21 protein-coding genes are annotated in these 25,710 nt (G+C 72.5%); 12 read left to right on the forward strand and 9 right to left on the reverse strand.

The genetic code is table 11. The features are described from left to right. Nucleotides 1-50: 50 nt before the first annotated feature. Together A6F73_RS01720 and A6F73_RS01725 are read left to right on the forward strand one after the other, a co-directional pair. On the forward strand, nt 51-1,364 hold the full coding sequence (locus A6F73_RS01720; protein ID WP_063346100.1) for a helix-turn-helix transcriptional regulator: 1,314 nt from the start codon (nt 51-53) through the stop codon (nt 1,362-1,364). Further along, nucleotides 1,361-2,179 carry a class I SAM-dependent methyltransferase gene (locus tag A6F73_RS01725; RefSeq protein ID WP_063346101.1) on the forward strand — a complete coding sequence of 273 codons (819 nt, stop codon included), beginning with the start codon at nt 1,361-1,363 and terminating at the stop codon, nt 2,177-2,179. The genes A6F73_RS01720 and A6F73_RS01725 overlap by 4 nt, the downstream gene beginning before the upstream one ends. A 646-nt stretch (nt 2,180-2,825) precedes the next feature. On the opposite strand, the gene A6F73_RS01730 is transcribed toward A6F73_RS01725, so the two are convergent. The 3 genes from A6F73_RS01730 to A6F73_RS01735 all read right to left on the reverse strand — a co-directional run bounded on the left by A6F73_RS01730 (nt 2,826) and on the right by A6F73_RS01735 (nt 5,253). Next, nucleotides 2,826-3,656 carry a glycosyltransferase family 2 protein gene (locus A6F73_RS01730; RefSeq protein WP_063350861.1) on the reverse strand — a complete coding sequence of 277 codons (831 nt, stop codon included), beginning with the start codon at nt 3,654-3,656 and terminating at the stop codon, nt 2,826-2,828. A gap of 389 nt (nt 3,657-4,045) precedes the next feature. Continuing rightward, nucleotides 4,046-4,171: a hypothetical protein gene (locus tag A6F73_RS43860; RefSeq protein WP_279634870.1), complete on the reverse strand. Its 126-nt coding sequence runs from the start codon at nt 4,169-4,171 to the stop codon at nt 4,046-4,048. A 161-nt stretch (nt 4,172-4,332) separates the two neighbouring features. Next, on the reverse strand, nt 4,333-5,253 hold the full coding sequence (locus tag A6F73_RS01735) for a LysR substrate-binding domain-containing protein (RefSeq protein WP_063346102.1): 921 nt from the start codon (nt 5,251-5,253) through the stop codon (nt 4,333-4,335). Between the two features lie 96 nt (nt 5,254-5,349). Here A6F73_RS01735 and A6F73_RS01740 point away from each other — a divergent pair, with 96 nt between their 5' ends. From A6F73_RS01740 to A6F73_RS01755, 4 genes are all read left to right on the forward strand, one after another. Further along, complete coding sequence (locus tag A6F73_RS01740; protein ID WP_063346103.1) at nt 5,350-6,054, forward strand: succinate dehydrogenase cytochrome b subunit; 705 nt, start codon at nt 5,350-5,352, stop codon at nt 6,052-6,054. Then, nucleotides 6,051-7,994 (forward strand): fumarate reductase/succinate dehydrogenase flavoprotein subunit, encoded by a 1,944-nt coding sequence (locus A6F73_RS01745; protein WP_063346104.1) that lies wholly within the window; start codon nt 6,051-6,053, stop codon nt 7,992-7,994. The genes A6F73_RS01740 and A6F73_RS01745 overlap by 4 nt, the downstream gene beginning before the upstream one ends. After that, on the forward strand, nt 7,991-8,728 hold the full coding sequence (locus A6F73_RS01750) for a succinate dehydrogenase/fumarate reductase iron-sulfur subunit (RefSeq protein WP_063346105.1): 738 nt from the start codon (nt 7,991-7,993) through the stop codon (nt 8,726-8,728). The genes A6F73_RS01745 and A6F73_RS01750 overlap by 4 nt, the downstream gene beginning before the upstream one ends. 339 nt (nt 8,729-9,067) lie before the next feature. Continuing rightward, on the forward strand, nt 9,068-9,370 hold the full coding sequence (locus A6F73_RS01755) for a hypothetical protein (protein WP_063346106.1): 303 nt from the start codon (nt 9,068-9,070) through the stop codon (nt 9,368-9,370). A gap of 48 nt (nt 9,371-9,418) precedes the next feature. Here the strand turns inward: A6F73_RS01755 and A6F73_RS01760 are convergent, their stop codons facing one another. Next, entirely contained in the window at nt 9,419-10,357 is a 939-nt protein-coding gene (locus A6F73_RS01760; protein ID WP_159398311.1) for a DUF2797 domain-containing protein, read from the reverse strand. Nucleotides 10,358-10,447: 90 nt separating this feature from the next. Here A6F73_RS01760 and A6F73_RS01765 point away from each other — a divergent pair, with 90 nt between their 5' ends. The 5 genes from A6F73_RS01765 (at nt 10,448) to A6F73_RS01785 (ending at nt 17,404) form a co-directional block, all read left to right on the forward strand. Next, nucleotides 10,448-11,119: a maleylpyruvate isomerase N-terminal domain-containing protein gene (locus A6F73_RS01765; RefSeq protein ID WP_063346108.1), complete on the forward strand. Its 672-nt coding sequence runs from the start codon at nt 10,448-10,450 to the stop codon at nt 11,117-11,119. 136 nt (nt 11,120-11,255) lie between these two features. Further along, nucleotides 11,256-13,400 carry a restriction endonuclease gene (locus A6F73_RS01770; protein WP_159398312.1) on the forward strand — a complete coding sequence of 715 codons (2,145 nt, stop codon included), beginning with the start codon at nt 11,256-11,258 and terminating at the stop codon, nt 13,398-13,400. Between the two features lie 194 nt (nt 13,401-13,594). Then, nucleotides 13,595-14,365 carry an ABC transporter ATP-binding protein gene (locus A6F73_RS01775; RefSeq protein WP_063346110.1) on the forward strand — a complete coding sequence of 257 codons (771 nt, stop codon included), beginning with the start codon at nt 13,595-13,597 and terminating at the stop codon, nt 14,363-14,365. 59 nt (nt 14,366-14,424) lie between these two features. Next, the gene (locus A6F73_RS01780) at nt 14,425-16,986 is read left to right on the forward strand and encodes an FtsX-like permease family protein (protein ID WP_063346111.1); all 2,562 of its coding nucleotides are present in this window, start codon (nt 14,425-14,427) and stop codon (nt 16,984-16,986) included. A 145-nt stretch (nt 16,987-17,131) separates the two neighbouring features. Further along, nucleotides 17,132-17,404 carry a hypothetical protein gene (locus A6F73_RS01785; protein ID WP_063346112.1) on the forward strand — a complete coding sequence of 91 codons (273 nt, stop codon included), beginning with the start codon at nt 17,132-17,134 and terminating at the stop codon, nt 17,402-17,404. A gap of 69 nt (nt 17,405-17,473) precedes the next feature. Here the strand turns inward: A6F73_RS01785 and efeU are convergent, their stop codons facing one another. The 4 genes from efeU to A6F73_RS01805 form a co-directional block, all read right to left on the reverse strand. After that, nucleotides 17,474-18,307: an iron uptake transporter permease EfeU gene (gene efeU, locus A6F73_RS01790; protein ID WP_063346113.1), complete on the reverse strand. Its 834-nt coding sequence runs from the start codon at nt 18,305-18,307 to the stop codon at nt 17,474-17,476. A gap of 35 nt (nt 18,308-18,342) precedes the next feature. Continuing rightward, on the reverse strand, nt 18,343-19,665 hold the full coding sequence (efeB, locus tag A6F73_RS01795; RefSeq protein WP_079135350.1) for an iron uptake transporter deferrochelatase/peroxidase subunit: 1,323 nt from the start codon (nt 19,663-19,665) through the stop codon (nt 18,343-18,345). A gap of 107 nt (nt 19,666-19,772) precedes the next feature. Next, the gene (efeO, locus tag A6F73_RS01800) at nt 19,773-20,921 is read right to left on the reverse strand and encodes an iron uptake system protein EfeO (RefSeq protein ID WP_063346114.1); all 1,149 of its coding nucleotides are present in this window, start codon (nt 20,919-20,921) and stop codon (nt 19,773-19,775) included. 199 nt (nt 20,922-21,120) lie between these two features. Then, entirely contained in the window at nt 21,121-21,945 is an 825-nt protein-coding gene (locus A6F73_RS01805; RefSeq protein ID WP_063346115.1) for an ATP-binding cassette domain-containing protein, read from the reverse strand. A 206-nt stretch (nt 21,946-22,151) separates the two neighbouring features. On the opposite strand from A6F73_RS01805, the gene A6F73_RS01810 reads away from it, so the two are divergent. Continuing rightward, nucleotides 22,152-24,296, forward strand: coding sequence for an amino acid adenylation domain-containing protein (locus A6F73_RS01810; protein WP_063346116.1), 2,145 nt, complete (start codon nt 22,152-22,154; stop codon nt 24,294-24,296). Nucleotides 24,297-24,346: 50 nt separating this feature from the next. Here A6F73_RS01810 and A6F73_RS01815 read toward each other — a convergent pair whose 3' ends face one another. Then, on the reverse strand, nt 24,347-25,675 hold the full coding sequence (locus A6F73_RS01815) for a hypothetical protein (protein ID WP_159398313.1): 1,329 nt from the start codon (nt 25,673-25,675) through the stop codon (nt 24,347-24,349). Nucleotides 25,676-25,710 lie beyond the last annotated feature (35 nt).

Raw genomic sequence — 25,710 nt, forward strand, 5'->3', positions numbered from 1 at the left:
CTGGCCTGTTATCGCTGCAGACGAACTGACGTACCTCTGGAGGACGCGCGATGGCATCCAGGAGGTCCCGGCTGATCCAGCGCAGGGAGGCGGTCGGCCACACCCAGGAATCCCTGGCTGAAGCCCTCGATGTGGACCGTACGACCGTGGGGCGATGGGAGAGCGGCAGGGGTGCCCCACAGCCCTGGATGCGGCCGAAGCTCGCCCGCGCCCTGGAACTCTCGGTCGACCAGTTGGCCGACCTGCTGGCAGTATCCCCTGCAGCCGCCGAAGCAGTTCCACAGTCCAGCAGCGTCGGCGAAGCCTCGCTTCCTGTCCCTGACCTGCGCACGGACCACGACATCGATTTCGTTGTGGCCGTGGCAGCCGACTCGGCAGAGTCCGCGCTGTTCCTTCGCTTCGCGAGCGCCTCCAACGTGGATGACACGCTGCTCGAACAGATCGACGCGGACATCGCGCGGCTGGCAGGGGACTATGTGAGCAAACCGGTGTCCGAGCTCTTCCACGACATCGGGACCCTCCGGCGAGGAGTGTTCGACTTACTCCGAGGTCGCCAACACCCTTATCAGACAGGCCATCTTTACCTGCAGGCCGGACGCCTCTGCGGCCTGGCCACTCATGTCGCCCTCGACCTCGGCCAGTACGCAGCTGCGGCTACACATTCGCGAACGGCCTGGCGCTGCGCGGAGTCAGCCGACCACAACGGCCTTCGGGCCTGGATCCGTTCCGTCCAATCCCTGATCGCCTACTGGCAGCAGGACCACCGTCAGGCCGCCGAGCTGGCCAGAGCCGGACTGCCGTACGCGGACAGTGGGACGATCGCAGCTCGTCTGCTCAGCCTCGAAGCACGGGCCACCGCCGCGCTCGGAGACAGCGCGAGCGCGCTACGAGCCGTGGAAGCTGCCGAGGCGGCGCGGAGCGCCGTAGCCGCCGTGGATCTTCCCGGTGTATTCACGTTTCCCGAGGCCAAGCAGTGGACCTACGCCGGCACCGCGCTCCTTGCCCTGGGCGCCCGGTCGCATGTGAACCGCGCCATCGAGGCGTCCTCCAGGGCCATCGACCTGTACGAGTCTGCACCGCGGCAGGAACAGTCCTCCGGTGACCTGCTGGCCGCCCGACTTGACCTCGCCAACGCCCACCTCGCCCACGGCGACCTCGACGGCGTGCAGGAGAAGCTCTTGGTGGTGCTGGACGCCGCACCGGACCGGCGAACAGCGAGCATCTCCAGCCGCCTTCGGGCGCTGAGCGTTCGTCTTGCCGAGCCCGCCTACGCGGGCTCCCCGATCGTCCTGAGTCTCCGCGAGAATGTCAGAGAAGCCTGCTCTCGACCCGCACTCACGAATCCTCCGGAGCTGCCCCAGTGACGAGCAACACCGCACAGCAGGACGCCGCAATCGCCGACAAGTCCATCCTCGCGAACAGCGCCTACGCCGACGGACGCCATCTGGCCGCCCGCCAGTCCATTTACCGGTGGCAGCAGCCGCAGTACGACCTGCCCGGGATCGTCCTCGAAGAGCTGGCCGACACAAGCGGGATCGTCCTCGACGTCGGCTGCGGCAACGGCAAGTTCGTCAGTCGCCTGCACAAGGACCGTCCGGACCTTCAGGTCATCGGGATGGACATCTCGGCGGGCATCCTCGCCGAAGTCGAGAAGCCGGTTCTGGTGGCCGACGCCCAGTTCCTGCCCTTCGCCGACAAAAGCGCCGACGCCTTGTTGGCCCTGCACATGCTGTACCACGTCAGCGATATCGAGGCCACGATCAAGGAGCTGGCCCGCGTCCTCCGACCTGGCGGTGTGCTCATCGCCTCGACCAACAGCGACACCGATAAACAGGAGTTGGACCGGCTCTGGGCCCGGGCCGCAGGCGACATCCTCGGGATCCCCGAGGGCCCGGCGCGGGTCTCCCTCAGCTCCCGCTTCTCCCTGGAGAAGGCCCCCGGCTACCTCGGGACAGCGTTCAAGGACATCCGGGTGCGGGAACTACCTGGCGCCATCGAGATCACCGATCCTGCGCCGATCGTTTCCCACCTCGCCTCCTACGAAGCGTGGGCTGACCAATGCGGCGTCCCTTTCCGCGAGACGGTCAGTCGGGCAGCAGAGATCGCTGCCGCCGCCATCAAGACAGAAGGCTCATTCAAGATCACGTGCCTCGGTGGCATTCTGACCTGCAGGCGGTAAGACGGCCAAGCGAGGTGGTCGCTGCCTAAAATGACAAGGTGATTTCCTCACGCCATCATGACTGCTCTGACTCATCCGCCCTCCTCCAGGGCGGAAAGAGCAGTCATTCATATGCCTTCTTTGTGTCTCGGATGAAATTAGGATGATTGCCGCTGTGCAGCTCTATCCACGCGGTTCCCGCATCCATCTTTCCAATCTCGGCGCAGAGACTTCCAAGTGGCCCCGCCTACTGGCTCGATAATGTGAGTCAGTCCAGATCTGCTGACCGCAGCCGCTGTGGCGTCGGCCTATGACGATGTGTTACATGGCGTCGGCCTGCTGCGTACTTGCTAGACAGAAGGCGGTCCCCGGCCTTCACCTCCAGCTTGCTCCCCTCGGCCATGCCCCCTTCTCCCGGTCGACACGGCGTCTACTCGCATTGGTCATTTCATGACGAACCTTCACGTTGTCATCGCCATTCAAGAAGAAGAGCCGACACCGTCGTCGCCCACCTGCGGCCCCGGGTCGAGCCGGAGTCAGCCGAGCTGACCGCCGCGATCGAAGCCGTCCTGCCGGCCTGATCCCCCCGCCGACGGACCGGCCCCGGGCACCCGCCCGGGGCCGGTCCGTCGTTCCCCGGGGAGTGGAAGCGTCAGGCGGCTGCGGCCTAGATGATCGGGGGCCGACCGAGTCGGGTCATGGTCCACACCGTGCGCCAGCGCATCGGCTTGCGCCGACCGCACGGTGTGCGCCACCCCTCGGCGAAGCCCGAGAACCAGGCCTTCAACCCGGTGGCGTTCCTGGTGCGGGCGACCGTGAGCGCGACCCACACGCCGAGGTAGACCGGCACCAGCAGCGCGGGCAGGTGGCGACGCGCGAGGTACACGCGGTTGCGGGCGTTCACCCGGTAGAAGAACGCGTGCCGGGTCGGGCTGGTCCGAGGGTGCTGCAGCAGCAGCTCCGGTGCGTACAGCACCCGCCAGTCCGCGTCGAGTGCCCGCCAGGCCATGTCGGTCTCCTCGTGCGCGAAGAAGAACGCGTCCGGCCAGTCCCCGACCTGCCGCAGCATCTTCGTCGACAGACCATGGCCGCCGCCGAGGAAGCTGGTCACCTCGCCACCGCGCATCGGATCGCCGGCCCGCAGCCGGGGAACGTGGCGGCGCTGGGTCAGCCCGGTCTCGTCGGCGATCCGGAAGGACACGATGCCCAGCCCGGGGTCCGCCTCGTACAGCGCCTCGATCCTCGCGAACACGTCGTCGGCGACGAGCAGGCCGTCGTCGTCCAGGTCGATCACCACGTCCACGTCACGCAGGTGCTCCAGCGCCACGTTCCGGCCACCGGTCACCCCGAGGTTCTCGGCCAGCTCGACGCCCTCCACCCACGCCGGCAGCTCCGGCAACGGGCAGCCCTGGGCGACCACCACCGTCCGCGCCGGCCTCACGGTCTGCATCTCCACCGAGGCCAGCAGCTCGGCCAGTTCCTTCGGCCGCGTGCCCATGGTCAGGACTGCCACGCCCAGCTTGACGCCCACCGAAACTCATCCCTTCGAGGAAGCACACATGACCCGACGAACTCACCGCTCGGGCGCCGTGCCGCTCGGGGAACTCGCCGAGAAGCGGATGCCGCCGGACCACCAGGTCATGGACCAGCCCACACTGAACCGGATCGCCGGGATGCGGCCCGAGGTCTCCGCCGCGCCGCCCACCCTGCCACACTCGCCACTCATGTCGGTACCGGACGTCACCTGGTACTACCAGTCTGCGAACTGCGAAAACGCACCAGAAGGGGGCCCTGTCGGCGACCGACAGGGCCCCTCTCATCGCTGCGCAGCACCCCGTTCCGGAACGGGCGAAGATCAGCCCGTACCGAAGCGTGGGCGAGGGCGTATCACTCGCCGTCGGTGCCTACCGGGACCTGGTCCTCCTGGATAATGACGTGCTCCTCACCGTCGACCGTGATTTCAGTGCCTGCGTACGTGCCAGACGGAGTCTTGTCCTTGCTGTCCTCAGCCATGTCTCCTCCTTCAGTTCGACACGTTGTCGACCCGCACCGATCTGCCATGACTGACAGTCACCGAACTATCAGCCTTGACAGATCAGAGGGAGCCCTGTCGATGCCGACTAGTCGACAGCATTCGCGACCTGATGGAACATCAGAATTTCGAGAAGTCCACGTCACAGCAACAGGCGCGTCCCCGGCGGGAGTTCACCGGAACCGGCAGCATGGTGCAGGTGCGCAAGCAGGGTCGTGCGCAGGGCCTCCGCGGCTCGGGTCAGCGGCACCTCGTGGCCGTGTGCGACGGCGATGGTGCGGCCCAGGCCCGGGGCGGCGAAGGGTGTGACGGACAGTCCCGAGCGGGCCGCGACCATTCCGGGGACGACCGCGGGGCCGAGTCCGGCCCGGACGAAGCCGAGGACGGCGTCCATCTCGCCGCCCTCCACCGCGAACTCCGGCTCGAAGCCGGCCGCCCGGCAGGCCGCCAGGGTCGCCTCCCGGACGTCGTAGCCCTCCCGGAACATCACCAGCGGGCGCCCCCGCAGCTCCGCCACCCGCGCCTTGCGCCGGGTCTGCCGCTCGGCGGAGACCAGTACCAGCTCCTCGTGCAGCAGTTCGGTGACGGCCAGCGCCGGTGCGGCCTCCCCGCTCGGCGGGGTGATGATCAGCGCGAGGTCCAGTTCCCCCGCCGCCAGCGAGCGGACCAGGTCGCGCGAGCCGCCTTCCCGGACCGCCAGTGCCACCCCCGGGTGGCGGTCCCGGAACACCCGCAGCACGTCCGGCACCAGGCTGGTGCACAGGCTCGGCGGCGCGCCGAGCCGGACCCGGCCGCGGCGCAGCTGGACCGTCTCCTGGACGGCCAGCCGGGCGCTCTCGGTGTCCGCGAGGATGCGCCGGGCGAGTGGCAGCAGCGCCTCCCCGGCGTCGGTCAGGGCGATGTTGCCCCGGGTGCGGTGGAACAGCTCGGCGCCCAACTCCCTTTCCAGCGAACGGATCTGCTGGGAGAGCGAGGGCTGGGCGACGTGTGCCGCCTCGGCGGCCCGGGTGAAGTGGCGGGTCTCGGCGACGGCCAGGAAGTAGCGGAGTTGCTGGAGCTGCACCCGACCAGGATAGGCCGCATCGATAGGCCACAGCTATCGTCACGAGCCGCAGCATGTCTTGGACGCACCCTGGTGGCCGTCCCTACCGTTGCAGCCATGACAACCGCGACTCGGACGGCCCGGCATCCGTCCACCCTGGCGACGCTCTGGCGGTCGACCGTCGGCAAGAAGGCGGTCATGGCCGTCACCGGACTGGCCATGCTGCTCTACCTGGTCGCGCACATGCTGGGCAACCTCAAGGTGTTCGCCGGCCCGGACGACATCAACGGCTACGCGGCCTGGCTGCGCACCATCGGACAGCCGTTCCTGGGCCACGAGTGGTTCCTGTGGATCGCCCGCTTCGGCCTGCTGGCCGCCGTCGTGCTGCACGGCGTCTCGGCCTACCAGCTCAGCCGCCGCGATCTCGCCGCCCGGCCGAGCAAGTACGTCCACAAGCGTCGCCGGGCGAGCTACGCGACCCGGACCATGCGCTGGGGCGGGGTGATCCTGGCGCTGTTCATCGTCTGGCACATCCTCGACCTGACCACGCTCACCGTGAACCCCGCCGCCGAGCACGGCCGCCCGTACCAGAACATCGTGGCCTCCTTCGGCCAGTGGTACAGCTGCCTGATCTACATCGTCGCGATGCTCGCCGTCGGCCTGCACATCCGGCACGGCTTCTGGAGCGCCGCGCAGACCCTCGGTGCCAACAACGCCCGCCGGGACCGGGTGCTCAAGCTGACCGCCAACGGCCTGGCGCTCGCGCTGACCGTCGGCTTCCTGTCCGTCCCCGTGGCCGTGATGTTCGGAGTCGTCAAATGAGCTACCTGGACTACACCGTCGGCGAGCCCGTCGCCGACACCAAGGCCCCCGCCGGGCCGATCGAACAGCGCTGGGACCAGCGGCGGTTCGAGGCCAAGCTGGTCAACCCGGCCAACCGGCGCAAGCACACCGTGATCGTGGTCGGCACCGGCCTGGCCGGCGGCGCGGCCGGCGCCACCCTGGCCGAACAGGGCTACCACGTCGTCCAGTTCTGCTTCCAGGACTCCCCGAGGCGGGCTCACTCGATCGCCGCCCAGGGCGGCATCAACGCGGCCAAGAACTACCGCAACGACGGCGACTCGGTCCGCCGGCTGTTCTACGACACCGTCAAGGGCGGCGACTTCCGCGCCCGCGAGTCCAACGTGCACCGGCTCGCCCAGGTGTCGGTCGAGATCATCGACCAGTGCGTCGCCCAGGGCGTCCCGTTCGCCCGCGAGTACGGCGGCCTGCTGGACACCCGTTCCTTCGGCGGCGTGCAGGTCTCCCGCACCTTCTACGCGCGCGGCCAGACCGGCCAGCAGCTGCTGCTCGGCGCCTACCAGGCGCTGTCCCGGCAGATCGCCGCCGGGAACGTGGAGATGCACCCGCGCACCGAGATGCTCGACCTGCTGGTCGTCGACGGCCGGGCGCGCGGCGTCGTCGCCCGCGACCTGGTCACCGGTGCGATCAGCACCCACACCGCCGACGCCGTGGTCCTCGCCAGCGGCGGCTACGGCAACGTCTTCTACCTCTCCACCAACGCCAAGAACTCCAACGCCACCGCGATCTGGCGGGCCCACCGGCGCGGCGCCCACTTCGCCAACCCGTGCTTCACCCAGATCCACCCCACCTGCATCCCGCGCTCCGGCGACCACCAGTCCAAGCTCACCCTGATGAGCGAGTCGCTGCGCAACGACGGCCGGATCTGGGTGCCCAAGGCGCAGGGCGACACCCGGCCGCCGGCCGAGATCCCCGAGGACGAGCGGGACTACTACCTGGAGCGGATCTACCCGGCCTTCGGCAACCTGGTGCCGCGCGACATCGCCTCCCGGGCCGCCAAGAACGTCTGCGACGAGGGCCGCGGCGTCGGCCCCGGCGGGCAGGGCGTCTACCTGGACTTCGCCGACGCCATCCGCCGGCTGGGCCGGGACGCCGTCGCCGCCAAGTACGGCAACCTGTTCGACATGTACGAGCGGATCACCGCCGAGGACCCGTACCGGGTGCCGATGCGGATCTACCCCGCGATCCACTACACGATGGGCGGACTCTGGGTCGACTACGACCTGCAGACCACCGTCCCCGGCCTGTTCGCCGTCGGGGAGGCCAACTTCTCCGACCACGGCGCCAACCGGCTCGGCGCCAGCGCGCTCATGCAGGGCCTCGCCGACGGCTACTTCGTCCTGCCGCCCACCCTGAACGACTACCTGGCCCGCAACCCGCTGCCCGCCGTCCCCGCCGACCACCCGGCGGTCACCGAGGCCGAGGCCGAGGTCGAGGACCGGCTGAACCTCATCCTCGCGGTCGACGGCGACCGCACCCCCGACTCCTTCCACCGCGAACTCGGCGAACTCCTCTGGGACGAGTGCGGGATGGCCCGCGACGAGGCCGGACTGCGCCGGGCCCTGGCGCGGATCCCGCAGCTGCGCGAGGAGTTCTGGCGCCGGATCAAGGTGCCCGGCACCGGGCAGGAGCTCAACCAGTCGCTGGAGAAGGCCAACCGGCTCGTCGACTACTTCGAGCTCGCCGAACTCATGTGCCTGGACGCCCTGCACCGCGCCGAGTCCTGCGGCGGCCACTTCCGCACCGAGAGCCAGACGCCCGACGGCGAGGCCGCCCGGCGCGACGAGGAGTACGGCTACGCCGCCGCCTGGGAGTTCACCGGCACCGGCGCCGCCCCCGTCCTCCACCGCGAGGCCCTCGACTTCGCGTACGTCCACCCCACCCAGCGGAGCTACGCATGAACCTCACCCTGCGCATCTGGCGCCAGGCGGGCCCGGACGCCCCCGGGTCGATGACGACCTACCAGGTCGGCGGCATCAGCCCCGACATGTCCTTCCTGGAGATGCTCGACAGCCTCAACGAGGAGCTGATCACCAGCGGGGACCAGCCCGTGGCCTTCGACCACGACTGCCGCGAGGGCATCTGCGGCGCCTGCGGCATGGTCATCAACGGCCAGGCCCACGGCCCCGAGCGGACCACCACCTGCCAGCTGCACATGCGGCACTTCCGGGACGGCGACACCATCGACGTCGAGCCGTGGCGGGCGGCGGCCTTCCCGGTGGTCAAGGACCTGGTGGTGGACCGCTCCGCCTTCGACCGGATCATCGGCTCCGGCGGCTACATCTCCGCCCCCACCGGCAGCGCCCCCGACGCGCACGCCACGCCCGTCCCCAAGGAGGCCGCCGACACCGCCTTCGAACACGCCGAGTGCATCGGCTGCGGCGCCTGCGTGGCGGCCTGCCCGAACGGCTCGGCGATGCTGTTCACCTCCGCCAAGGTGGTCCACCTCAACGTGCTCCCCCAGGGCGCGCCGGAGCGCGCCTCCCGGGTGCGGGACATGGTCACGGCCATGGACGCCGAGGGCTTCGGCGGCTGCACCAACACCGGCGAGTGCGCCACCGCCTGCCCCAAGGGCATCCCGCTGCCCAGCATCGCCGCGATGAACCGCGAGTTCCTGCGGGCCGCGCGCGGTTGACGCACCGCTTCGACCGGCCCCGTGCCCCGGCCCCGCGCCCCCGGGTGCGGGGCCGACGGCGTGCAGCGGGGCGTGTGGGGCATTCGCACGCTCCCCCGAGGGGTGGTGGATCGTCAGGTCCCGCGCCCGCGCCCGGGAATTCGCGCTACCGTGGTCCTCCGCTACGGAAGGACGGCATATGCCCGAGGTTCAGTCCTGTTCCGGTTGCGGCGGGTCCGGGGGGACCCAGAAGACCGAAGCCACGGTCGAACGGGACGAGGAAGGGAGCATGGTGCCGAGGATCCACACCTTCTGGTCGCCCTGCGGTCGGTGCCACGGATCCGGGACGGTGATCGCCGGATGAGGCTGGTCTTCGAGTGTGTCGAGTGCGGCGGACACTACCTGCCGCCCGAGAGCATGGCGTACCCGGACGGGCCCGCCTCTCCGATCTGGTGCTCGCACTGCCAGGCGGCCAAACGGTCCGCCGGCGTCCAGGAGGACCCGCTGCTCACCCGCGTGGCCCTGGCCGCCGCCCGGGCCGCACTCGCCCGGCGCACCGCCGAGGGCGAGCCCGCCGCGCGCGCCGACGTCCGCCCGTCCCGGCCGCCGCTGTCCCGCCGGGCCCGCTCCGGCCCGGGCGGGGTGCGCAGCAGGCTGGGCTGAGCCCGCAGCCCCCGGGCTCGCGGGGAACCACCCCAGCCCGGATTCGCCTTAGAAGAGCGCCTCCTGGGTGTCCGGCTCCGGCGGGCGGACCCGCTCCTCCAGGGCCACCCCGGACGTCGGACGGCCGGAGACGGGCGCGAGCGTCCAGCCGGTGAGCAGCCGGGTGTCCAGCAGCAGCGGCCCCGAGCCGTCGGCCTGGTCCAGGAACAGGTGGCGGCCCACCGGCGGCCGCAGGGTGCCCGCGATCACCGCCCCGTCGGCCAGGCCGCCGACCTGCCGGTACGCCTCCGGTGCGCCGTCGGACAGCCCGAACCGCGCCACGTGGTCGACCACCGGGCGCTCGGCGAGCAGCTCCAGCGCGTGGCCGGCCAGCAGGCGGTGCGCCTGGGCCCGGGCCTCGGCCAGCACGGCCCGGCGGTACGGCTCGTCGCCGTGCGCCCACCAGTGCTCGGTCTTCAGCCTGGCCTTGAACCGCTCGCGGGCCAACCCGGAGGCGGCGACGGTGAGTTCGGCGCGCCGGATGGCCGGCAGCCCGCCCCGGGCGGTGAACGCGTAGGCCAGCGCGCCCTGTTCGAGCAGTCGGCTGTCGCCGCGCTGTTCGGCCGTCAGGCCGATCTTCAGCAGGCCGTCGCCGAACCAGGCGAGGTAGAGCAGGTACGTCCGGCCGTCGTCGAGGATCTGGTCCCGGGCGAGGGCCAGGCCCCGGTCGACGCTCTGGCAGGCCGGGCACTGCACGGCGGCGCCGTCCGGCGCGATCACCGCGTGGTGCGGGCACGGGGTGCGCTCCGTCGCCCCGGCCAGCCAGGCGCCGGTGCAGCGGCGCGGCCCGCCCAGCAGCCAGCCGACCTCCGCGCCGGGCGTGACGGCCCGCTCGTGCGTCTGGCCGCCGCGCACGGCGCCGAGCAGGGCGCGGCCCTCGTGCCAGCTCAGCCCGGTGGAGACCCAGCCGGCGGGCCGGTCCGGGTGGTGCTGCGGTGCGATCGTCACGGGCATGCCTCCCTCTCGAACCAGTGCAGAGTACCCGCCGCCCCTGACAAGTGCGGCCCCTGACAGTGCCCCCTGCTAGCCTCCGCGACCATGACGCCCGAGCCCGCCGCCCAGTCCCCCGTCACCGCCGACGACCTCGCGCTCGTCCTCCGGCTCGCCGCCGCCACCCTGCGCGCGGCGCCCGCGGACGCCGACTGGTCCCGGCCCGCCGGGACGGTCACCTGGGACTGCTGGACCACCGTCGAGCACCTCGCCGACGACCTGCTCGCCTACGCCGCCCAGCTCGGCCCGGCCGCCCCGCCGCGCGAGCGGTACGTCCCCTTCGCCACCGAGCGCCGCTTCCCCGGCGGGCCGAACAACTTCGTCCGCGCCGACCGCGCGAGCGGGCCCGACGGGCTGGTCGAGGTGCTGGAGGCGAGCGGCGGGCTGATGGTCGCGATCGCCCGCGCCGCCGCGCCCGAGGTCCGCGCCTACCACCCGTGGGGTGTCGCCGACCCGGCCGGGTTCGTCGCGATGAGCCTGGTCGAGACGCTGGTGCACCTGCACGACGTCGCCCAGGGCCTCGGCCTGCCCTGGGACCCCCCGGCCGACCTCTGCCGCCGCGTCCTGGCCCGCCTCTTCCCCGACGTCCCCGTCACCGCCGCCGACGCCCCCTGGCCGACCCTCCTGTGGGCCACCGGCCGCGCCCCGCTGCCCGGCCGGCCGCTGCGCACCGACTGGCGCTGGCACGCCCAACCCGGGGACGCGCCCCAGGTGCACTGACCGGTGCAGTGCAGCCGTGCTGCTCGCGGGGCTTGGCCCGGTGGGGTGTTCACGTTCTATTGTTGCGGGCGCGGTTGGCGGCGCGGCCGGGAGGCGTGCGGCGCGACCGGTCCGGCGTGCAATGAAGGGGTGGACGGTGGCGGGGCGGCGGAACGACGGAGTGCTGGCGATCTGGGCGGAGGCGCAGCGACAGCAGCAGCGCCGGGAGGAGGCCCGCTGGCGTGCCGAGGCGGCGCAGCAGCGCCGGCTGGAGCGCGAGCAGCGAGATGAGCAGCGGGCGACGGCCCGCAACGAGCGGGAGGCACAGCGGGCCTACCAGCAGTCCCGGGAGGCGGAGGCGGCCCGACTGACGGCCGAACTGGAAGCCCGGGTCGAGGAGTTGCGCGGGTTGCTGGCCGCCGGGCTGGCGGCTCCGGCGTTCGGCCCGCAGGCGCTGCTGGCGCCGCGCCCGGTGCCGCCGTTCGACCCGGGCCCGCTGGGCCGGCCGGTGGAGCTGCCCGATCAGGGCGGCCCCAAGTACCACGTGCCGCCGCCGGACCAGGTGCAGGCGCGCAATCCGGGGGTGCGGCGGCAGTACGAGCAGTACCTGGCGCAGGCCCGGGCCCGGTTCGAGCAGGACTGGTACGCCGCCCAGGCGCAGGAGGCCGACCGGCAGCGCCGGCTGGCCGCCTACCACCAGGAGTACCTGGCCTGGGCGGCGCAGTGCCGCCGCCAGGACGAGGACCGCGCCGCCCGTACCGAGGAGTTGCTGCGGCGGCTGCGCGCGGGCGAGCCGGAGGCGGTGCAGGAGTACTTCACCGCCGGCCTGTACGCCTCGGCGGCCTGGCCGGAGGGCTTCCCGCACCGCCTGGTGGCGGCCTGGGAGGCCTCGACCCGGCAGCTGGTGGTGAACTGGGAGCTGCCCGGCCCGGACGTGGTGCCGGCCGCCGGCCGGGTCCGGTACGTGAAGACGGACGACCGCGAGGCGGAGGTGGCCCGCCCGGCGACGGAGCGCAAGGCGCTGTACCGGGAGGTGCTGGCGCAGTCGGCGCTGCGGCTGGCGGCGGAGCTGTTCCGGGCGGACCGGGACGGGATGCTGGACTCGGTGGTGCTGAACGGCTTCGTCCTCGGCATCGACCCGGCGACCGGCCGGGAGGCGGAGCGCTTCCTCGCCACCCTGACCGCCTCCCGGGCCGAGTTCGCCGGGCTGGCGCTGGACCGGGTGGCGCCGGTGGACTGCTTCCAGGGCCTGGGCGGCAAGCTGTCGGCGCGCCCGGAGCGGCTGGACGAGGTGCGGCCGGACCGGCTGCCGGAGACGGTCGGCGGGAGCCTGGCCGGGCACGGCGGCGACGACGACCCGGACCTGTTCGAGATGGACCCGATCGAGTTCGAGGAGCTGATCGCCGAGCTGTTCCGGCTGCGCGGCTTCCGGGTGATGACCACGGCCCGCAGCGGCGACGTCGGGGTGGACGTGGTCGCCGAGGACCTGGACCCGGTGACCGGCGGCAAGATCGTGATCCAGGCCAAGCGCTACCGCAAGACGGTGTCCCCGACGGCCGTGCGCGACCTGGAGTCGACCGTCCGGCACCACGGGGCCAACAAGGGCATCCTGGTGACCACCGCCGGCTTCGGCCGCGGCTCGTACAGCTACATCGAGGGGAAGCCGCTGACGCTGGTCAGCGGGCCGGAGCTGGTGGAGCTGCTGGCCGAGCAGGGGCTGCGGGGGCGGCTCGGCGGCGGCTCCGCGGAACAGGAGAAGCCCGCACCGGCGGCCGCGCCGACGGACCGTCACAGCAGCCTGACGGTCAGCTGGCAGAGCCGGACGGCCGGCGGCGACGCGGTGGAGCTGGACGTCACCGCGTTCCTGTGCGCCGCCGGGCGGGTGCTGAGCGACGAGCACTTCGTGTTCTTCAACAACCCGCAGGACCCGGACGGCGCCGTGCGGCTGCACCCGACCCACTCGGTGCCGGGCGAGCCGGCCCGGGCGGTCCGGCTGACCCTGGACCTGGAGCGGCTGGCGGCCACGGTGGACGAGGTGGTGGTCGCCGTCTCCACCGAGGAGGAGGAGCCGCGGGCCCTGCCGCTCGGCTACGTGCACGGTGTCGCCCTGGCGGCGACGTACGGTCCGGGCGCGGCCGGTCCGGCGGAGTGGGCGGCCGGCACCGGCGGCGTGCCGGACAGCGCGATGCTCATGGGTTCGTTCCAGCGTGCGGGCGGCGGTTGGCAGTTCAGCCCGTCGGGCCGCTCGGTGACGAACGGTCTGCTCGGGCTGGCGGGCGCGTTCGGCGTCGCGGTGGAGTAGCACGGGGACCATCGTCCGCAGCACAGGGACCATGGTCCTCAGGGATCGGTGTCATACCTGAGGATGAGAAGACCCCCGCCGAGCCGCCGAGACGGCGGGGGTCGCCCCTCCTCGGGACATACGCATCGCGCTCGAACGGATTGGGAGGATGGAACGGAACCCGATTGTCCGTTCCCGCCCTCAGGAGCACCCCCGTGACGACCCCCGCAACCGCCGTCCGTACCGGCCTGGCGGCCGCCCGCGCCACCGGCCTCAACAAGGTCTACGGGGACGGGGAGACCCGCGTCGTGGCCCTCGACAACGTCAGCGTCGACTTCCCGCAGGGCCAGTACACCGCCATCATGGGCCCCTCCGGCTCCGGCAAGTCCACCCTCATGCACTGCATGGCCGGCCTCGACACCATCAGCTCCGGCTCCACCACCATCGGCGACACCGAGCTCGTCGGCCTCAAGGACAAGCAGCTCACCCAGATCCGCCGCGACCACATCGGCTTCATCTTCCAGGCCTTCAACCTGCTCCCCACCCTGACCGCCCTGGAGAACATCACCCTCCCGATGGACATCGCCGGCCGCAAGGTCGACAAGGCCTGGCTCGACCGCGTCGTCGACACCGTCGGCCTCTCCGGCCGCCTCAGCCACCGCCCCTCCCAGCTCTCCGGCGGCCAGCAGCAACGCGTCGCCTGCGCCCGCGCCCTCGCCGGCAAGCCCGACATCATCTTCGCCGACGAACCCACCGGAAACCTCGACTCCCGCTCCGGCGCCGAAATCCTCTCCTTCCTGCGCAACTCCGTCCGCGAACTCGGCCAGACCGTCGTCATGGTCACCCACGACCCCGTCGCCGCCTCCTACGCCGACCGCGTCGTCTTCCTCGCCGACGGCCGCATCGTCGACGAACTCCACCACCCCACCGCCGACACCGTCCTGGACCGCATGCGCCGCTTCGACGCCAAGGGCCGCACCAGCTAGAGCATCCCGCCAGCCCCGCGCCCCCGACCTTCGAGAACCCCCAGGACTGACACCCCCTCATGTACCGCACCGCTTTGCGCAACGTGCTGGCCCACAAGGGCCGACTGCTCATGACGGCGCTGGCCGTCATGCTCGGCACCGCCTTCGTCGCCGGCACCATGGTCTTCTCCGACACCTTCGGCAACGCGCTCAGGACCCAGAACTCCAAGAGCTACACCGACATCGCCGTCACGGTCAGCGACCGCGACGCCGCCCGCCAGGCCTACGACCACACCGGTGAGGACTCCGAGGGCCCGGCCCTCACCGAGGAGATCCGCAAGGCGGTCGCGGCACTGCCCGGCGCCGCCGAGGCGCGTGGCGTGGTCAGCGGCTTCGCCGGCATCGCCGACAAGAAGGGCGCGCTGATCGGCAACGGCTTCTCCACCACCGGCACCAACTACGTGCCGGGCGCCGACGGCACCGACCCGCGCTACCCGCTGGTCGACGGCCGCGGCCCGCACGGCTCGGGCGAGATCGCACTGGACACCAAGACCGCCGAGAAGGGCGGCTACCAGGTCGGCGACACCGTCCGGGTCGCCGTCAACGGCCCGGTGATGAAGCTCAAGCTCACCGGCACCCTGACCACCAACGACCCGCGTGTGCTGGCCGGCGGCTCGCTGGCCGCCTTCGACACCGCCACCGCCCAGCAGCTCTACCTGAGCCCGGGCCGCTACGCCGAGCTGGACGTCAAGGGCAAGCCGGGCGCGGACGACACCGCGCTGCTCGCCGCCGTCAAGCAGACCGCCCCGCAGGGCGACTCGATCGAGGCGAAGACCGGGCGCGAGCTCGCCGCCGAGCAGGACCGGATGATCCAGCAGGGCACCAAGGTCCTGAGCACCTTCCTGATGGTCTTCGCCTTCATCTCGCTGTTCGTCGGCATCTTCATCATCGCCAACACCTTCACCATGCTGGTCGCCCAGCGCACCAAGGAACTCGCACTGCTGCGGGCGATCGGCGCCAGCCGCAAGCAGATCACCCGCTCCGTGCTGGTCGAGGCACTGCTGGTCGGCCTGCTCGCCTCGGCGGCCGGGCTGCTCGCCGGCATCGGGATCGGCGCCGGCATGCAGACGCTGGTCAGCGCGATGGACGACACCATGCCGCAGGGCTCGCTGGTGATCAAGCCGCTCACCATCGCGGTGACCCTGCTGGTCGGCGTCCTGGTGACGGTGCTGTCCGCCCTGCTGCCGGCCGTGCGCGCCTCCCGGATCGCCCCGGTGGCCGCGATGAGCTCGACCGAGCAGCCCGCCACCCAGAAGAGCCTGCTGGTCCGCAACACGATCGGCCTGCTGTTCACGCTGGCCGGCGCGGGCTCCCTGGCCGCGGGCGCGGGCGGCAAGGAGTACAAGCTGGTCGGGCTCGGCGCGGGCACCCTGCTGATCGGCGTGTTCGTGCTGACCCCGCTGCTGGCCAGGCCGCTGATCGCGCTGTTCGCCCCGCTGCTGCGCAAGGTCTACGGCACGCCGGGCAAGCTGGCCCAGGAGAACGCGATCCGCAACCCGCGCCGGACGGCGGCCACCGCCTCGGCACTGACCATCGGCGTCACCCTGATCACCGCGCTGACCGTGGTCGGCGCCTCGGTGAACAAGGCCGTCGACGCGGCGACCGCGGACGACCTCAAGGCCGACTACACCGTCGCCATGCAGAACGGCTCGAAGCTCTCCCCCGAGGTCGCCGGCCAGATCGCCAAGGCGCCCGGCGTCAGCGCCATGAGCGTGATGCGCGAAGTCCGGGTGACGACCGACAAGGGCGACTCCGACTACGAGTTCCTGACGGGCGTCGACGCCGCGACCATCGACCAGTTGGCCACCGTCAAGGTCAAGGACGGTTCGGCGGACGCCCTCAAGCAGGGCAAGCTGATGATGAGCTCGGGCACCGCCCAGCGCCTCGGCTTCAAGGTCGGCGACACCATGGCCGTCACCTACCCGGGCGGGGCCAAGGGCTCGCTCACCGTCGGCGCCGTGCTGGAGGCCAACAGCGCGCTGGCCAACATCGTCGCCCCGGACAACGTGGTGGGCCCGCACGCGCTGCCCGGCTCCGGCCCGGCGAAGGTCCTGGTGAAGGGCGCCAACGGCGCGGACGAGAAGCTGAAGCAGGCGCTGCGCGACGCGACCGGCGGCAACCCGCTGATCGCCGTCAAGGGCGAGAAGGACATCAAGGCGGAGAACCGTCAGCTGATCACCGGCATGCTGAACATGATGTACGGGCTGCTCGGGATGGCCGTGGTGATCGCGGTGCTCGGCGTGGTCAACACCATGGCGATGTCGGTGTTCGAGCGGCGCCGGGAGATCGGCATGCTGCGGGCGATCGGCCTGGACCGGATCGGCATCCGCCGGATGGTCCGGTTGGAGTCGCTGCTGATCGCGCTGTTCGGCGGCGCGGTCGGGATCGGGCTCGGGATCCTGGTGGCCTGGGCGGGCACCCGCACGATGGCGGACTCGCTCAAGAACATCACCACCGTGGTGCCGCCGCTGCAGATCCTCGGCTTCCTGGTCGCGGCCGCGGTGATCGGCCTGCTGGCCGCCCTCTGGCCGGCCCACCGGGCCGCCCGGATGGACATCCTGGGCGCGATCAAGAGCGAGTAGGCGCCCCCCCGCAAGCGCGCCGGAGCCCCGGACGGTCCTCGACCGTCCGGGGCTCCGGCGTATCCCGGTCCCACCGGGGCACGGCTGTCGGTGGTGCGTGCAAGGATGCTCGCGCGCACAGGGGCGAGGCGAAGGGGGCCAAGGCATGGAGACCAGCCGGTTCACGGGCGAGGACCCGCACGGGCACCAGCACGCGGTGAAGGTCGTCTCGGGGCGGAACAACACCCGGCGCGTGGTCTGCGAGAGCTGCGGCTACCGCAGGTCGGCGGCGTTCGGCGCGCAGGCGAAGGCCTCCCAGCACCTGTCGCAGACGCACGAAGCCGGGTACGTCCGGCAGGAGTTCGCGCCGGGCCCGTGGATCGCCGCGGCCGTCGGGCTGGTCGCCCTCATCGTCTTCCTCTGCCTGTACGGGATATAGCGCCGCACACGACACCGCCCCGCCCGGCGGGGTGCCGGACGGGGCGGGGCGGTTCGCCGAACGGAGGGGTCAGGCGGCCGGCTTGGCGGCGACGGGCTTCGCCTTGCCGCTGAACAGGCCGAAGAACACGGCGAGGGTCGGCACCAGGTAGAGCAGCCAGACCACGAGCTGCAGCACCGTCGGGTCCGGCTGGAAGTTGAACACGCCCTTGAGCAGGGTGCCGTACCAGCTGTCCTTGGGGATGGTGCTGCTGATGTCGAAGGCCACGCTGTGCAGGCCGGGCAGCCAGCCGGCCTCCTGGAGGTCGTGCACGCCGTAGGCGAGCACGCCGGCCGCGACGACCACCAGCATCGCGCCGGTCCAGGTGAAGAACTTGGCCAGGTTGATCTTCAGCGCGCCGCGGTAGAACAGCCAGCCGAGCACCACCGAGGTGAGCAGGCCGAGCGCGGCGCCGATCAGCGGGTTGTAGCCGTCGTTGGTGGCCTGCACCGCCGACCAGATGAACAGCGCGGTCTCCAGGCCCTCGCGGCCGACCGCCAGGAAGCAGGTGACCACCAGGGCCGTGGTGCCCATGGCGATGGCCGCGTCCAGCTTGCCGTGCAGTTCGGTCTTCAGGTGCCGGGCGGTGCGGCGCATCCAGAACACCATCCAGGTGACCAGCCCGACCGAGATGATCGACAGCGAGCCGCCCAGCGCCTCCTGGGCCTCGAAGGTGAGCTGCGACGAGCCGAACTGCAGCACGGCGCCGAAGACCATGCTGAGCACCACGGCGGAGGCGACGCCGATCCACACCGGCGGCAGCTTGTCCCTGCGGCCGGTCTTGACCAGGTAGGCGATCAGGATGCAGACGACCAGGCTGGCTTCGAGGCCTTCGCGCAGGCCGATCAGGTAGTTGCCGAACACGGCACTCTCCTCGGGGGGTTGAACGGGGCGGGGGATCAGCCGAAGAGCGCTTGGCCCCACCACTCCCCGGGCTTGCGGACGCCCGCCGGGCAGGCGAAGTGGGCGGAACCGACGTGCTGGATGTACTCGTTGAGCTTGTCGCCGGCCGCGAGCCGCTGCTGGAGCGGCACGAAGGCCTTGCGGGTGTCGCGCTGGTAGGCGAGGAAGAACAGGCCGGCGTCCAGGCGGCCGAGGCCGTCGGTGCCGTCGGTGAAGGAGAAGCCGCGGCGCAGGATCATCAGGCCGTTGTTGGCGTCCGGGTGGGCCAGCGCGACGTGCGAGCCGGCGGGCATCGCCTTGAGGTCCGGCGCGTCGTGCTCCTTGACCTTGCCGTAGGGGGCGCCCTCGCCCTTGGTGCGGCCGAAGGTGTCCTCCTGGTCCTTGAGCGAGGCGCGGTCCCAGGTCTCGATGTGCATCCGGATCCGCCGGGCGACCAGGTAGGAGCCGCCGGTCATCCACTCGGGGCCGTCGCCGGGGGCGGCCCAGACGTGCTCGGCCAGCCCGGCGCCGTCGGTGCCCGCGATGTTGTGGGTGCCGTCCTTGAAGCCGAGCAGGTTGCGCGGGGTCTGGGCGTCCGGGGTGGTGGAGGAGGTCTTGCCGAAGCCGAGCTGGGACCAGCGGATGTTGACGGTGCCCATGCCGATCCGGGCCAGGTTGCGGATCGCGTGCACGGCGACCTGCGGGTCGTCGGCGCAGGCCTGGACGCAGAGGTCGCCGCCGCTGCGCAGCGGGTCGAGCTTGTCGCCCTTGAAGTTCGGCAGGTCGATCAGGGCCTCGGGGCGCTTGGCGCGGAGGCCGAAGCGGTCGACGCCGTCCTGGTCGAACAGGGTGGGGCCGAAGCCGATGGTGAGGGTGAGCCGGGAGGCGGGCAGGCCGAGGGCCTCGCCGGTGTCGTCCGGCGGAGCCTCGGGCAGGCCGCCGGCGGCGCCGGTGCCGACCTCGCGGCCGCCGGTCATCGCGGCGGCGGCCTTGGTCCACTCCTTGAGCATCTTGACCAGCGACTCGCGGGTCGCCTTCTCGGAGACGTCGAAGGCGGCGAAGTGCAGGCGGTCCTGGACCGGGGTGGCGATGCCGGACTGGTTCTCGCCGTAGAAGGGCACCTCGGCGCCGGTCTGGGCGGCCGCCGCCGGGGCCTGGTCGTCCTGCCGGGTGGCGGCGGCGACCGAGCCGACGGCGGCGGCGCCGAGCGCGACGCCCGCGCCGGCCCAGCCGATCACGGCCCGTCGGCTGACGGCGCCACCGGCGGCAGCGGCCGGGGCGTTCGCGGTGCCCTCGGGGTTCTCGGGGTTCTTGGTGCCCTTGGCGTTCTCGGCGTCCATCGGCGGGCGGATCCTTCTCTGTGCTGACTCGCCGATGCCGTGGCGGCCGCTTCGGGCCGCCACGGCGTCGGTGGGGTGGGGACGGTGCTCGGGTGGGACCGCGGTCGTTACTTGACGACCACGGCGGCGGCCAGCTTCGACAGCGGCTCGCCCAGCGAGTTGACCGCGTCGGAGAAGGTCTTGCGCTCGGCCTCGGTGACCTTGTCGTAGGAGGTGAAGGTGCCGTCGGCCTGCTTGTACTTGGCGAGCAGGGCCTGGATCGCGGTGAACTCGGAGTCCAGGGTCTTGGACAGCTCCGGGTCCTTCTCGGCGGCGACCGGCTTCAGCAGCTCGTAGGCCTTCTGCGCGCCCTCGACGTTGGCCTGGAAGTCGGCCAGGTCGGTGTGGCTGTAGCGGTCCTCCTCGCCGGTGATCTTGTTGGTGGCGACCTCGTCCAGCAGCTCCTTGGCGCCGTTGGCCATGCTGGTCGCGGTGATCTCGGCCTCGGGGATCTTCTTCTGCCAGTCCTTGAGGTCGTTGACCAGCTGGTCGGCGAGCTTCTTCTCGTCGTCGCCGATCTTGGCGTCGGCCCAGAGCGACTTCTCCAGCTTGTGCCAGCCGGTCCACTCCTGGCCGGCCTCCAGCTTGTCCTCGCGGGTGTCGGTCTTGGGGTCGACGTCGCCGAAGCTCTCGGCGACCGGCTCGGTGCGCTCCCAACCGGTGCGCGACGGCGCGTACAGCGACTTGGCCTTCTCCACGTCGCCGGCCTTGATCGCGGCGGCGAAGGCCTCGACGGCCGGGATGGTGGCGTCGGCCTGCTGCTGGGCGTACGTGCGGTACGCGTCGACGGCGGCGGTCAGGCGCGGGTCGACGGCGGCGGCGGTGGCGCCCTCGCCGGTCACGGTGATCTTCTGGCGGATGCCGTCGCCGACCATGCCGGGCTTGCAGGCGATCTCGTAGGAGCCGGCCTTGATCTCGGCGTTGATGGTGGCCTTGGTGCCGGGGCCGATGTTCTCGCGCTCGGTGACGATCTTGTCGCCGGCGCCGTAGACGTAGACCTCGGTGGTCTTGGCGCCCTTGTTGCTGATGTCCAGGACGACGTGGCCGGCCGGGAAGCTGGTCTTGGAGACCTCGCAGGCGGTGTCGGTCGCGTTGATCTTGACCGCGTCCGCGCCGCCCGCCTTGTCGTCCTTCTTCGTCGCACAGCCCGCCAGGGTGGCGGTCGCCACGGCGAGGGTGAGCAGCGCGGCTGCGGTGGAACGGCGACGGGCGGACATGCGGGCTCCAACGGAAAAGGGCATGGGTGTGCCAGGGCGGGGCAGGGTTGAGCACCGGTGGGGCGCCGGACCAGCGACAACCCCGCCTTAGCTAAGGCATACCTTACGTAAAAACTTTTTTACGTCCATACCCGCCCCCCGTCGGAAGCGGGCCGACCGCCCAGCCCGCCCCGACCGGACCCCGCCCGCCCCGGACCCGTCAGCGCCCCGGCGTACGGCGCGCGGCCGCCCGGGCCGTCCACCGGCCCTCGTGCCGGCTGATCCGGATCGGGTGGCCGAAGGTCACGCTGATCAGCTCGGTGGTCATCACCTCGTCCACCGGCCCGGCCGCCACGCACTCCCCGTCCCGCAGCAGCAGGGCGTGGGTGGTGCTCTCCGGCAGCTCCTCCAGGTGGTGGGTGACCAGCACGCTGGCCAGCTCCGGGTGCTGGTGGCGCAGCAGGTCCAGGCTGTCCAGCAGCAGCTCGCGGGCGGTCAGGTCCAGCCCGGTGGCGGGCTCGTCGAGCAGCAGCAGGCGGGGGCTCGGCATCAGCGCGCGGGCGATCAGGGCCCGGCCGCGCTCGCCCTGGGACAGGGTGGTCCACGCCGACTCGGCGATCGCGCCCATGCCGAGCGTCTCGATCAGCTGCTCGGCCCGCTCCAGCACCTCGGGGCCGGGCTTGCGGTGCCACTCCGGCTCGATGGTGTTGGTGTGCCCGGTGAGCACCACCTCGCGCACGCTCAGCGGCGAGCGCAGCGGGTGCCGGGGGTTGACGTGCCCGAGGTGGGCGCGCAGCTCGCGGATGTCCACCCGGCCGAGCCGGCGGCCGAGCACGTCCACCTCGCCCCGGGTGGGGTGGGAGACCGCGCCGAGCAGGGCGAGCAGGGTCGACTTCCCGGCGCCGTTGGGGCCGAGCAGCGCCCAGTGCTCGCCCGGCTCGATGGCGAGGGTGATCCCGCGCAGCAGGTGGCGGCCGTCGCGTACGACGTCCACGTCCTGGGTGCGCAGCAGCGGGCCGTCGAAGGACGGGACGGACGAGCTCATGGGGGCGGACCTCCGAGGTACGGCGCCGGACAGGGTGCGGGCGGGGCGCCGTACCGGACGGGCCGGCGCCGACCGTCTGCGTGCAGAGTACAACCGTCGCCGCGTGCGGAGCCGGGCCGTCCGAGGAGTGGACGCTCCAGAACCCTGTCGCGCAGCGGGAGTTGGGAGGATGATCGGGGGATTCGGAGGGGATGAGGGGAGCGCCGATGCCGACCGACGGGGAAGCGGCCGAGGACCGGGCGGCCGACACGCTGCACGGACTGGTCGAACTGCGGGCCGGGCAGGCACCGCAGGCGGTGGCCGTCCGCTGCGGCGATGCCGAGCTGACGTACGGGGAACTGGACAAGCGGGCCGACGCCCTCGCCCGCCACCTGGCGGCGCGCGGCCTGGCCCCGGGCGGCCGGGCGGCGGTGGCGCTGGGCCGCGGCACGCAGGTGTACGTCGCGCTGCTCGCGGTACTGAAGGCGGGCGCCGCGTACGTGCCGCTGGAGCCGAGCGCGCCGGACGCGCTGCTGCGGCACGTCCTGGCCGACGCCGCCCCGGACCTGGTGGTGACCGAGGAGAGCCACCGGGTGCGGCTCGCCGACGCGGGCCCGGCGCAGATCGTCTGCCTGGACACGGCCGACCTCACCGAAGCGCCGTCCGACCCGCCGGGGGCGCCCACCGGCCCGACGGACCTCGCCTGCGTCCTCTACACCTCGGGCTCCACCGGCCTGCCCACCGGGGCCCTGGTCGAGCACCGCAACCTGCTGTCCGCGTACCGGGGTTGGCGCGAGGTGTACGGGCTGTCCCCGGCGGACCGGATCCTGCAGACGTCGAGCCTGGAGTTCGACGTCTTCACCGCCGACTGGGTCCGGGCGCTGGGCTCCGGAGCCACCCTGGTGGTCGCCCCGCGCAACCTCACCCTGGACCGCACCGCCGACCTCGCCGGCCTGCCCGCTCTGGTGGCCGCCGAAGGGATCACCGTCCTGGAGCTGAACGCCCGCCTCGCGCGCCGGCTGGCCGCCCATCTCGCCCGGAGTGGCGAGCCACGAACAGGCGAACCCCTGACCGGTACGCCGCTGCCCGGTGTGCGGCTGCTCACCGTCGGCGCCGAGAAGTGGTACCTGGACGAGCAGTTGGGCCTCCAGCGGCTGCTCGGCGACGGGACCAGAGTGCTCAACGTGTACGGCCTCGCCGAGGCCGGCGTGGACAGCACCTACTTCGACGCGCAGGGCACGGCGGCCACCGGGGACGGCGAGCGGGTCTCCCTGATCGGTCGGCCGTTCCCCGGCACCCGGGTGTACGTGGTCGGCCTGAACGGCACCCCGGTGCCGCCGGGGCAGGCCGGCGAGATCGCGATCGCCGGCGGCGGCCTCGGCCGGGGCTACCTCAACCGGGCCGACGACACCCGCCACCGGTTCGTCCGGGCGGACTTCGACCCCGACGGCCGGGTACTGCTGACCGGGGACATCGGCCGGCTCCGGGACGACGGCGTCCTGGAGTTCCTCGGCCGGGCCGCGCACGTGGTCGGGCCGGTCCCCTTCGCCCGCAAGGCCGCGGTGGTCTCCCGGGTCGCGGCGGCGGCCCGGGCCGAGGGCCGGCTGCGCGCCCACCCGGCGGTCCGGGAGGCGGTCGTGGTGGAGCTGGAGCTGCGGCCGGGCCGGCGCAGCCTGGTCGGGTACGCGGTGACCGCGCCGGACGCGGACGGGGCGGACGGCTGGTCGCTCTCCCAGTACCTGGCGGCCCAACTGCCCGGCGGCGACGTGCCCGAGGCCGTCGTCCCGGTGCCGGAGCTGCCGCGCACCCGGGCCGGAAAGCTGGACCGCGCCGCGCTACCGCTGCCGGCCCCGCCGAAACACACCGCCGCCACCGGATCGGCGAAGGCGGGGTCGCGCGCGGGGAAGGGCGGCGGCGGCAAGGCCGGGGGCGGGCGCAGCGGCACGTCGGACCTGCCGGGCTGCGTGGTGCTCGGCTGCGTGGTGTTCTTCTCGCTCATGGCCTGGGTCAGCACCAACGTCTTCTTCCCCGGCGCGACGCAGCTCGGGGCGGTGCCCGACGCGTACCACTTCTGGTTCGAGCTGCTCTACCTGTGCGAGAACCTCGCCTTCGGCGCAGGGGTGGCCTTCCTCTTCTTCGGCTTCCCGGCGGTGCTGCGGCAGGGGCGGTCGTACAGGCTGTCCCTGCTCACCTACCTCTCGGTGGTGTGGCTGCTGGCCTCCTGGTGGCCACAGGACAACCTGTACCGGCTCACCGACGCCACCGACTGGCCGCGCGAGACGGCGATGGTGTTCACCTTCAACGTGCCGCTGATGGCGGCCGCGCTGGTGGTGCTGATCTTCCTGATCCGGCGGCCGGCCGCCCGGCGGTGACGGCTGCCCAGTCATGACGGCCTGCGCTGACGGCCTGCGCTGATGATCGGTCAGCGCAGCGCCTCGAACATCCCGGCCAGCCCGTGGTGCGCGGCCGCGAGCAGCGCCTGCGCGGCGTCCAGCGCCTCGGCGCTCGGCCCGGCGAGGGCGAGGCCGACGGCGGGCTCCGGGTCGTGGCCCGCCGTCGGGATCAACGGCAGGAGGGTGACGTCGAGCCGGGCGCAGCGCGGCCGCAGCCGGTCGAGGTGGTCGTACAGCGCGCCCGGGGCGAGCCGGGCGCCGAGCGGCATCGCGTCCAGGGTGCGGACGAGGTGGCCCGGGCCCCGCACCTGGTCGAGGCGGGCCCGCAGCATGAAGGCCACGGCCGGGCCGGTGAGCCGCAGGTTGATCTCGGTGGGGGCGAGCCGGCGCTGCCGGTCGGTGACGAAGTCCACGTCGTACCAGCCGCGGTAGCCCTCGGCGGCCAGCCGCTCCCCCACCGCGAGGGCGAACCGGCGGGCCGTCCCGGCGGCGCCCCGGGGCACCGCGTCGGGGCCGACGGTGACGCCCTGGTAGCGGGTGCCGGCGACGTGCATGTCACCGGCGCCCACCGGGTGGACGGCTCCGTCGGGGCCGACCAGCGCGTCGTAGGTGAGGTCGCGCAGCCGGGCGGCCGGGCCCGGGTCGACGTGCTCCTCCAGCAGCAGGCCGCCCTGGGCGGGCAGGAGTTCGGAGCGGACCAGGCGCCGCAGCAGGGGCCGGCCGCCGCCGGCGGCGAAGAGGTCGGCCGGATCCACCACGATGGTGCCGTAGCCGCCGACGCCGTGCGGGCTCTTCAGCACGGTGGTCAGCCCCCGGGCGGCGCGGGCGGTCAGCCGGCGGGCCGCGCGGCCCCGGCCGGCCGGGCGTTCCTGCCGGGGGACGACGATGCCCGGGTGGTCGGGGGCGAGTTCGGCGAACAGGTCGTGGGCCGCCGCCTTGGACTCGTAGCGGTGCACCGCGGCCAGTTCGGGGCCCTCGCCTTGGGCGGCGGTGCGGCCCCAGGCGACCACCGGCCGGCCGAGGGCGGCGATCCGCGCTGCCAGGGCCGGCCGTTCGGCGAGCGCCCGGGCGACCGTCCGCCCGGGCGCGACGCCGCCGTGCACCTCGACCGGGCCCCACTCCAGCTCCCGGGCCAGCCAGTCGGTCCACTCCGGGCCGACCTCGGCGGGCAGCACCAGCAGCGCGGGTTCGGGGCTGTAGCAGGTGGTCAGGCAGGCGTAGTGGTGCGCCTGCCGCAGCCGTCGGGCCCGCTGGGCGGCATCCATGTCCGGGGCGAAGAACTGCTCGTTGAAGTCCGCGACGTTGCCCACGTGAACCGCCGCCCGCCCGCCGGTCCAGGCCCCCACCCATCCGTCCATGGGGGCGAGCCTAGGGCCTCGTCAGGTCATGCGTC

It is taken from the genome of Streptomyces sp. MJM8645, from assembly GCF_001625365.1.
GTDB lineage: Bacteria > Actinomycetota > Actinomycetes > Streptomycetales > Streptomycetaceae > Kitasatospora.

Coding starts and splice junctions, on each gene's coding strand:
- A6F73_RS01720 (WP_063346100.1), top strand. CDS start 51: ATGGCATCCAGGAGGTCCCGGCTGATCCAGCGCAGGGAGGCGGTCGGC.
- A6F73_RS01730 (WP_063350861.1), bottom strand. CDS start 3,656: ATGGGCACGCGGCCGAAGGAACTGGCCGAGCTGCTGGCCTCGGTGGAG.
- A6F73_RS43860 (WP_279634870.1), bottom strand. CDS start 4,171: ATGGCTGAGGACAGCAAGGACAAGACTCCGTCTGGCACGTACGCAGGC.
- A6F73_RS01740 (WP_063346103.1), top strand. CDS start 5,350: ATGACAACCGCGACTCGGACGGCCCGGCATCCGTCCACCCTGGCGACG.
- A6F73_RS01745 (WP_063346104.1), top strand. CDS start 6,051: ATGAGCTACCTGGACTACACCGTCGGCGAGCCCGTCGCCGACACCAAG.
- A6F73_RS01750 (WP_063346105.1), top strand. CDS start 7,991: ATGAACCTCACCCTGCGCATCTGGCGCCAGGCGGGCCCGGACGCCCCC.
- A6F73_RS01755 (WP_063346106.1), top strand. CDS start 9,068: ATGAGGCTGGTCTTCGAGTGTGTCGAGTGCGGCGGACACTACCTGCCG.
- A6F73_RS01765 (WP_063346108.1), top strand. CDS start 10,448: ATGACGCCCGAGCCCGCCGCCCAGTCCCCCGTCACCGCCGACGACCTC.
- A6F73_RS01780 (WP_063346111.1), top strand. CDS start 14,425: ATGTACCGCACCGCTTTGCGCAACGTGCTGGCCCACAAGGGCCGACTG.
- A6F73_RS01785 (WP_063346112.1), top strand. CDS start 17,132: ATGGAGACCAGCCGGTTCACGGGCGAGGACCCGCACGGGCACCAGCAC.
- efeB (WP_079135350.1), bottom strand. CDS start 19,665: ATGGACGCCGAGAACGCCAAGGGCACCAAGAACCCCGAGAACCCCGAG.
- efeO (WP_063346114.1), bottom strand. CDS start 20,921: ATGTCCGCCCGTCGCCGTTCCACCGCAGCCGCGCTGCTCACCCTCGCC.
- A6F73_RS01805 (WP_063346115.1), bottom strand. CDS start 21,945: ATGAGCTCGTCCGTCCCGTCCTTCGACGGCCCGCTGCTGCGCACCCAG.
- A6F73_RS01810 (WP_063346116.1), top strand. CDS start 22,152: ATGCCGACCGACGGGGAAGCGGCCGAGGACCGGGCGGCCGACACGCTG.
- A6F73_RS01815 (WP_159398313.1), bottom strand. CDS start 25,675: ATGGACGGATGGGTGGGGGCCTGGACCGGCGGGCGGGCGGCGGTTCAC.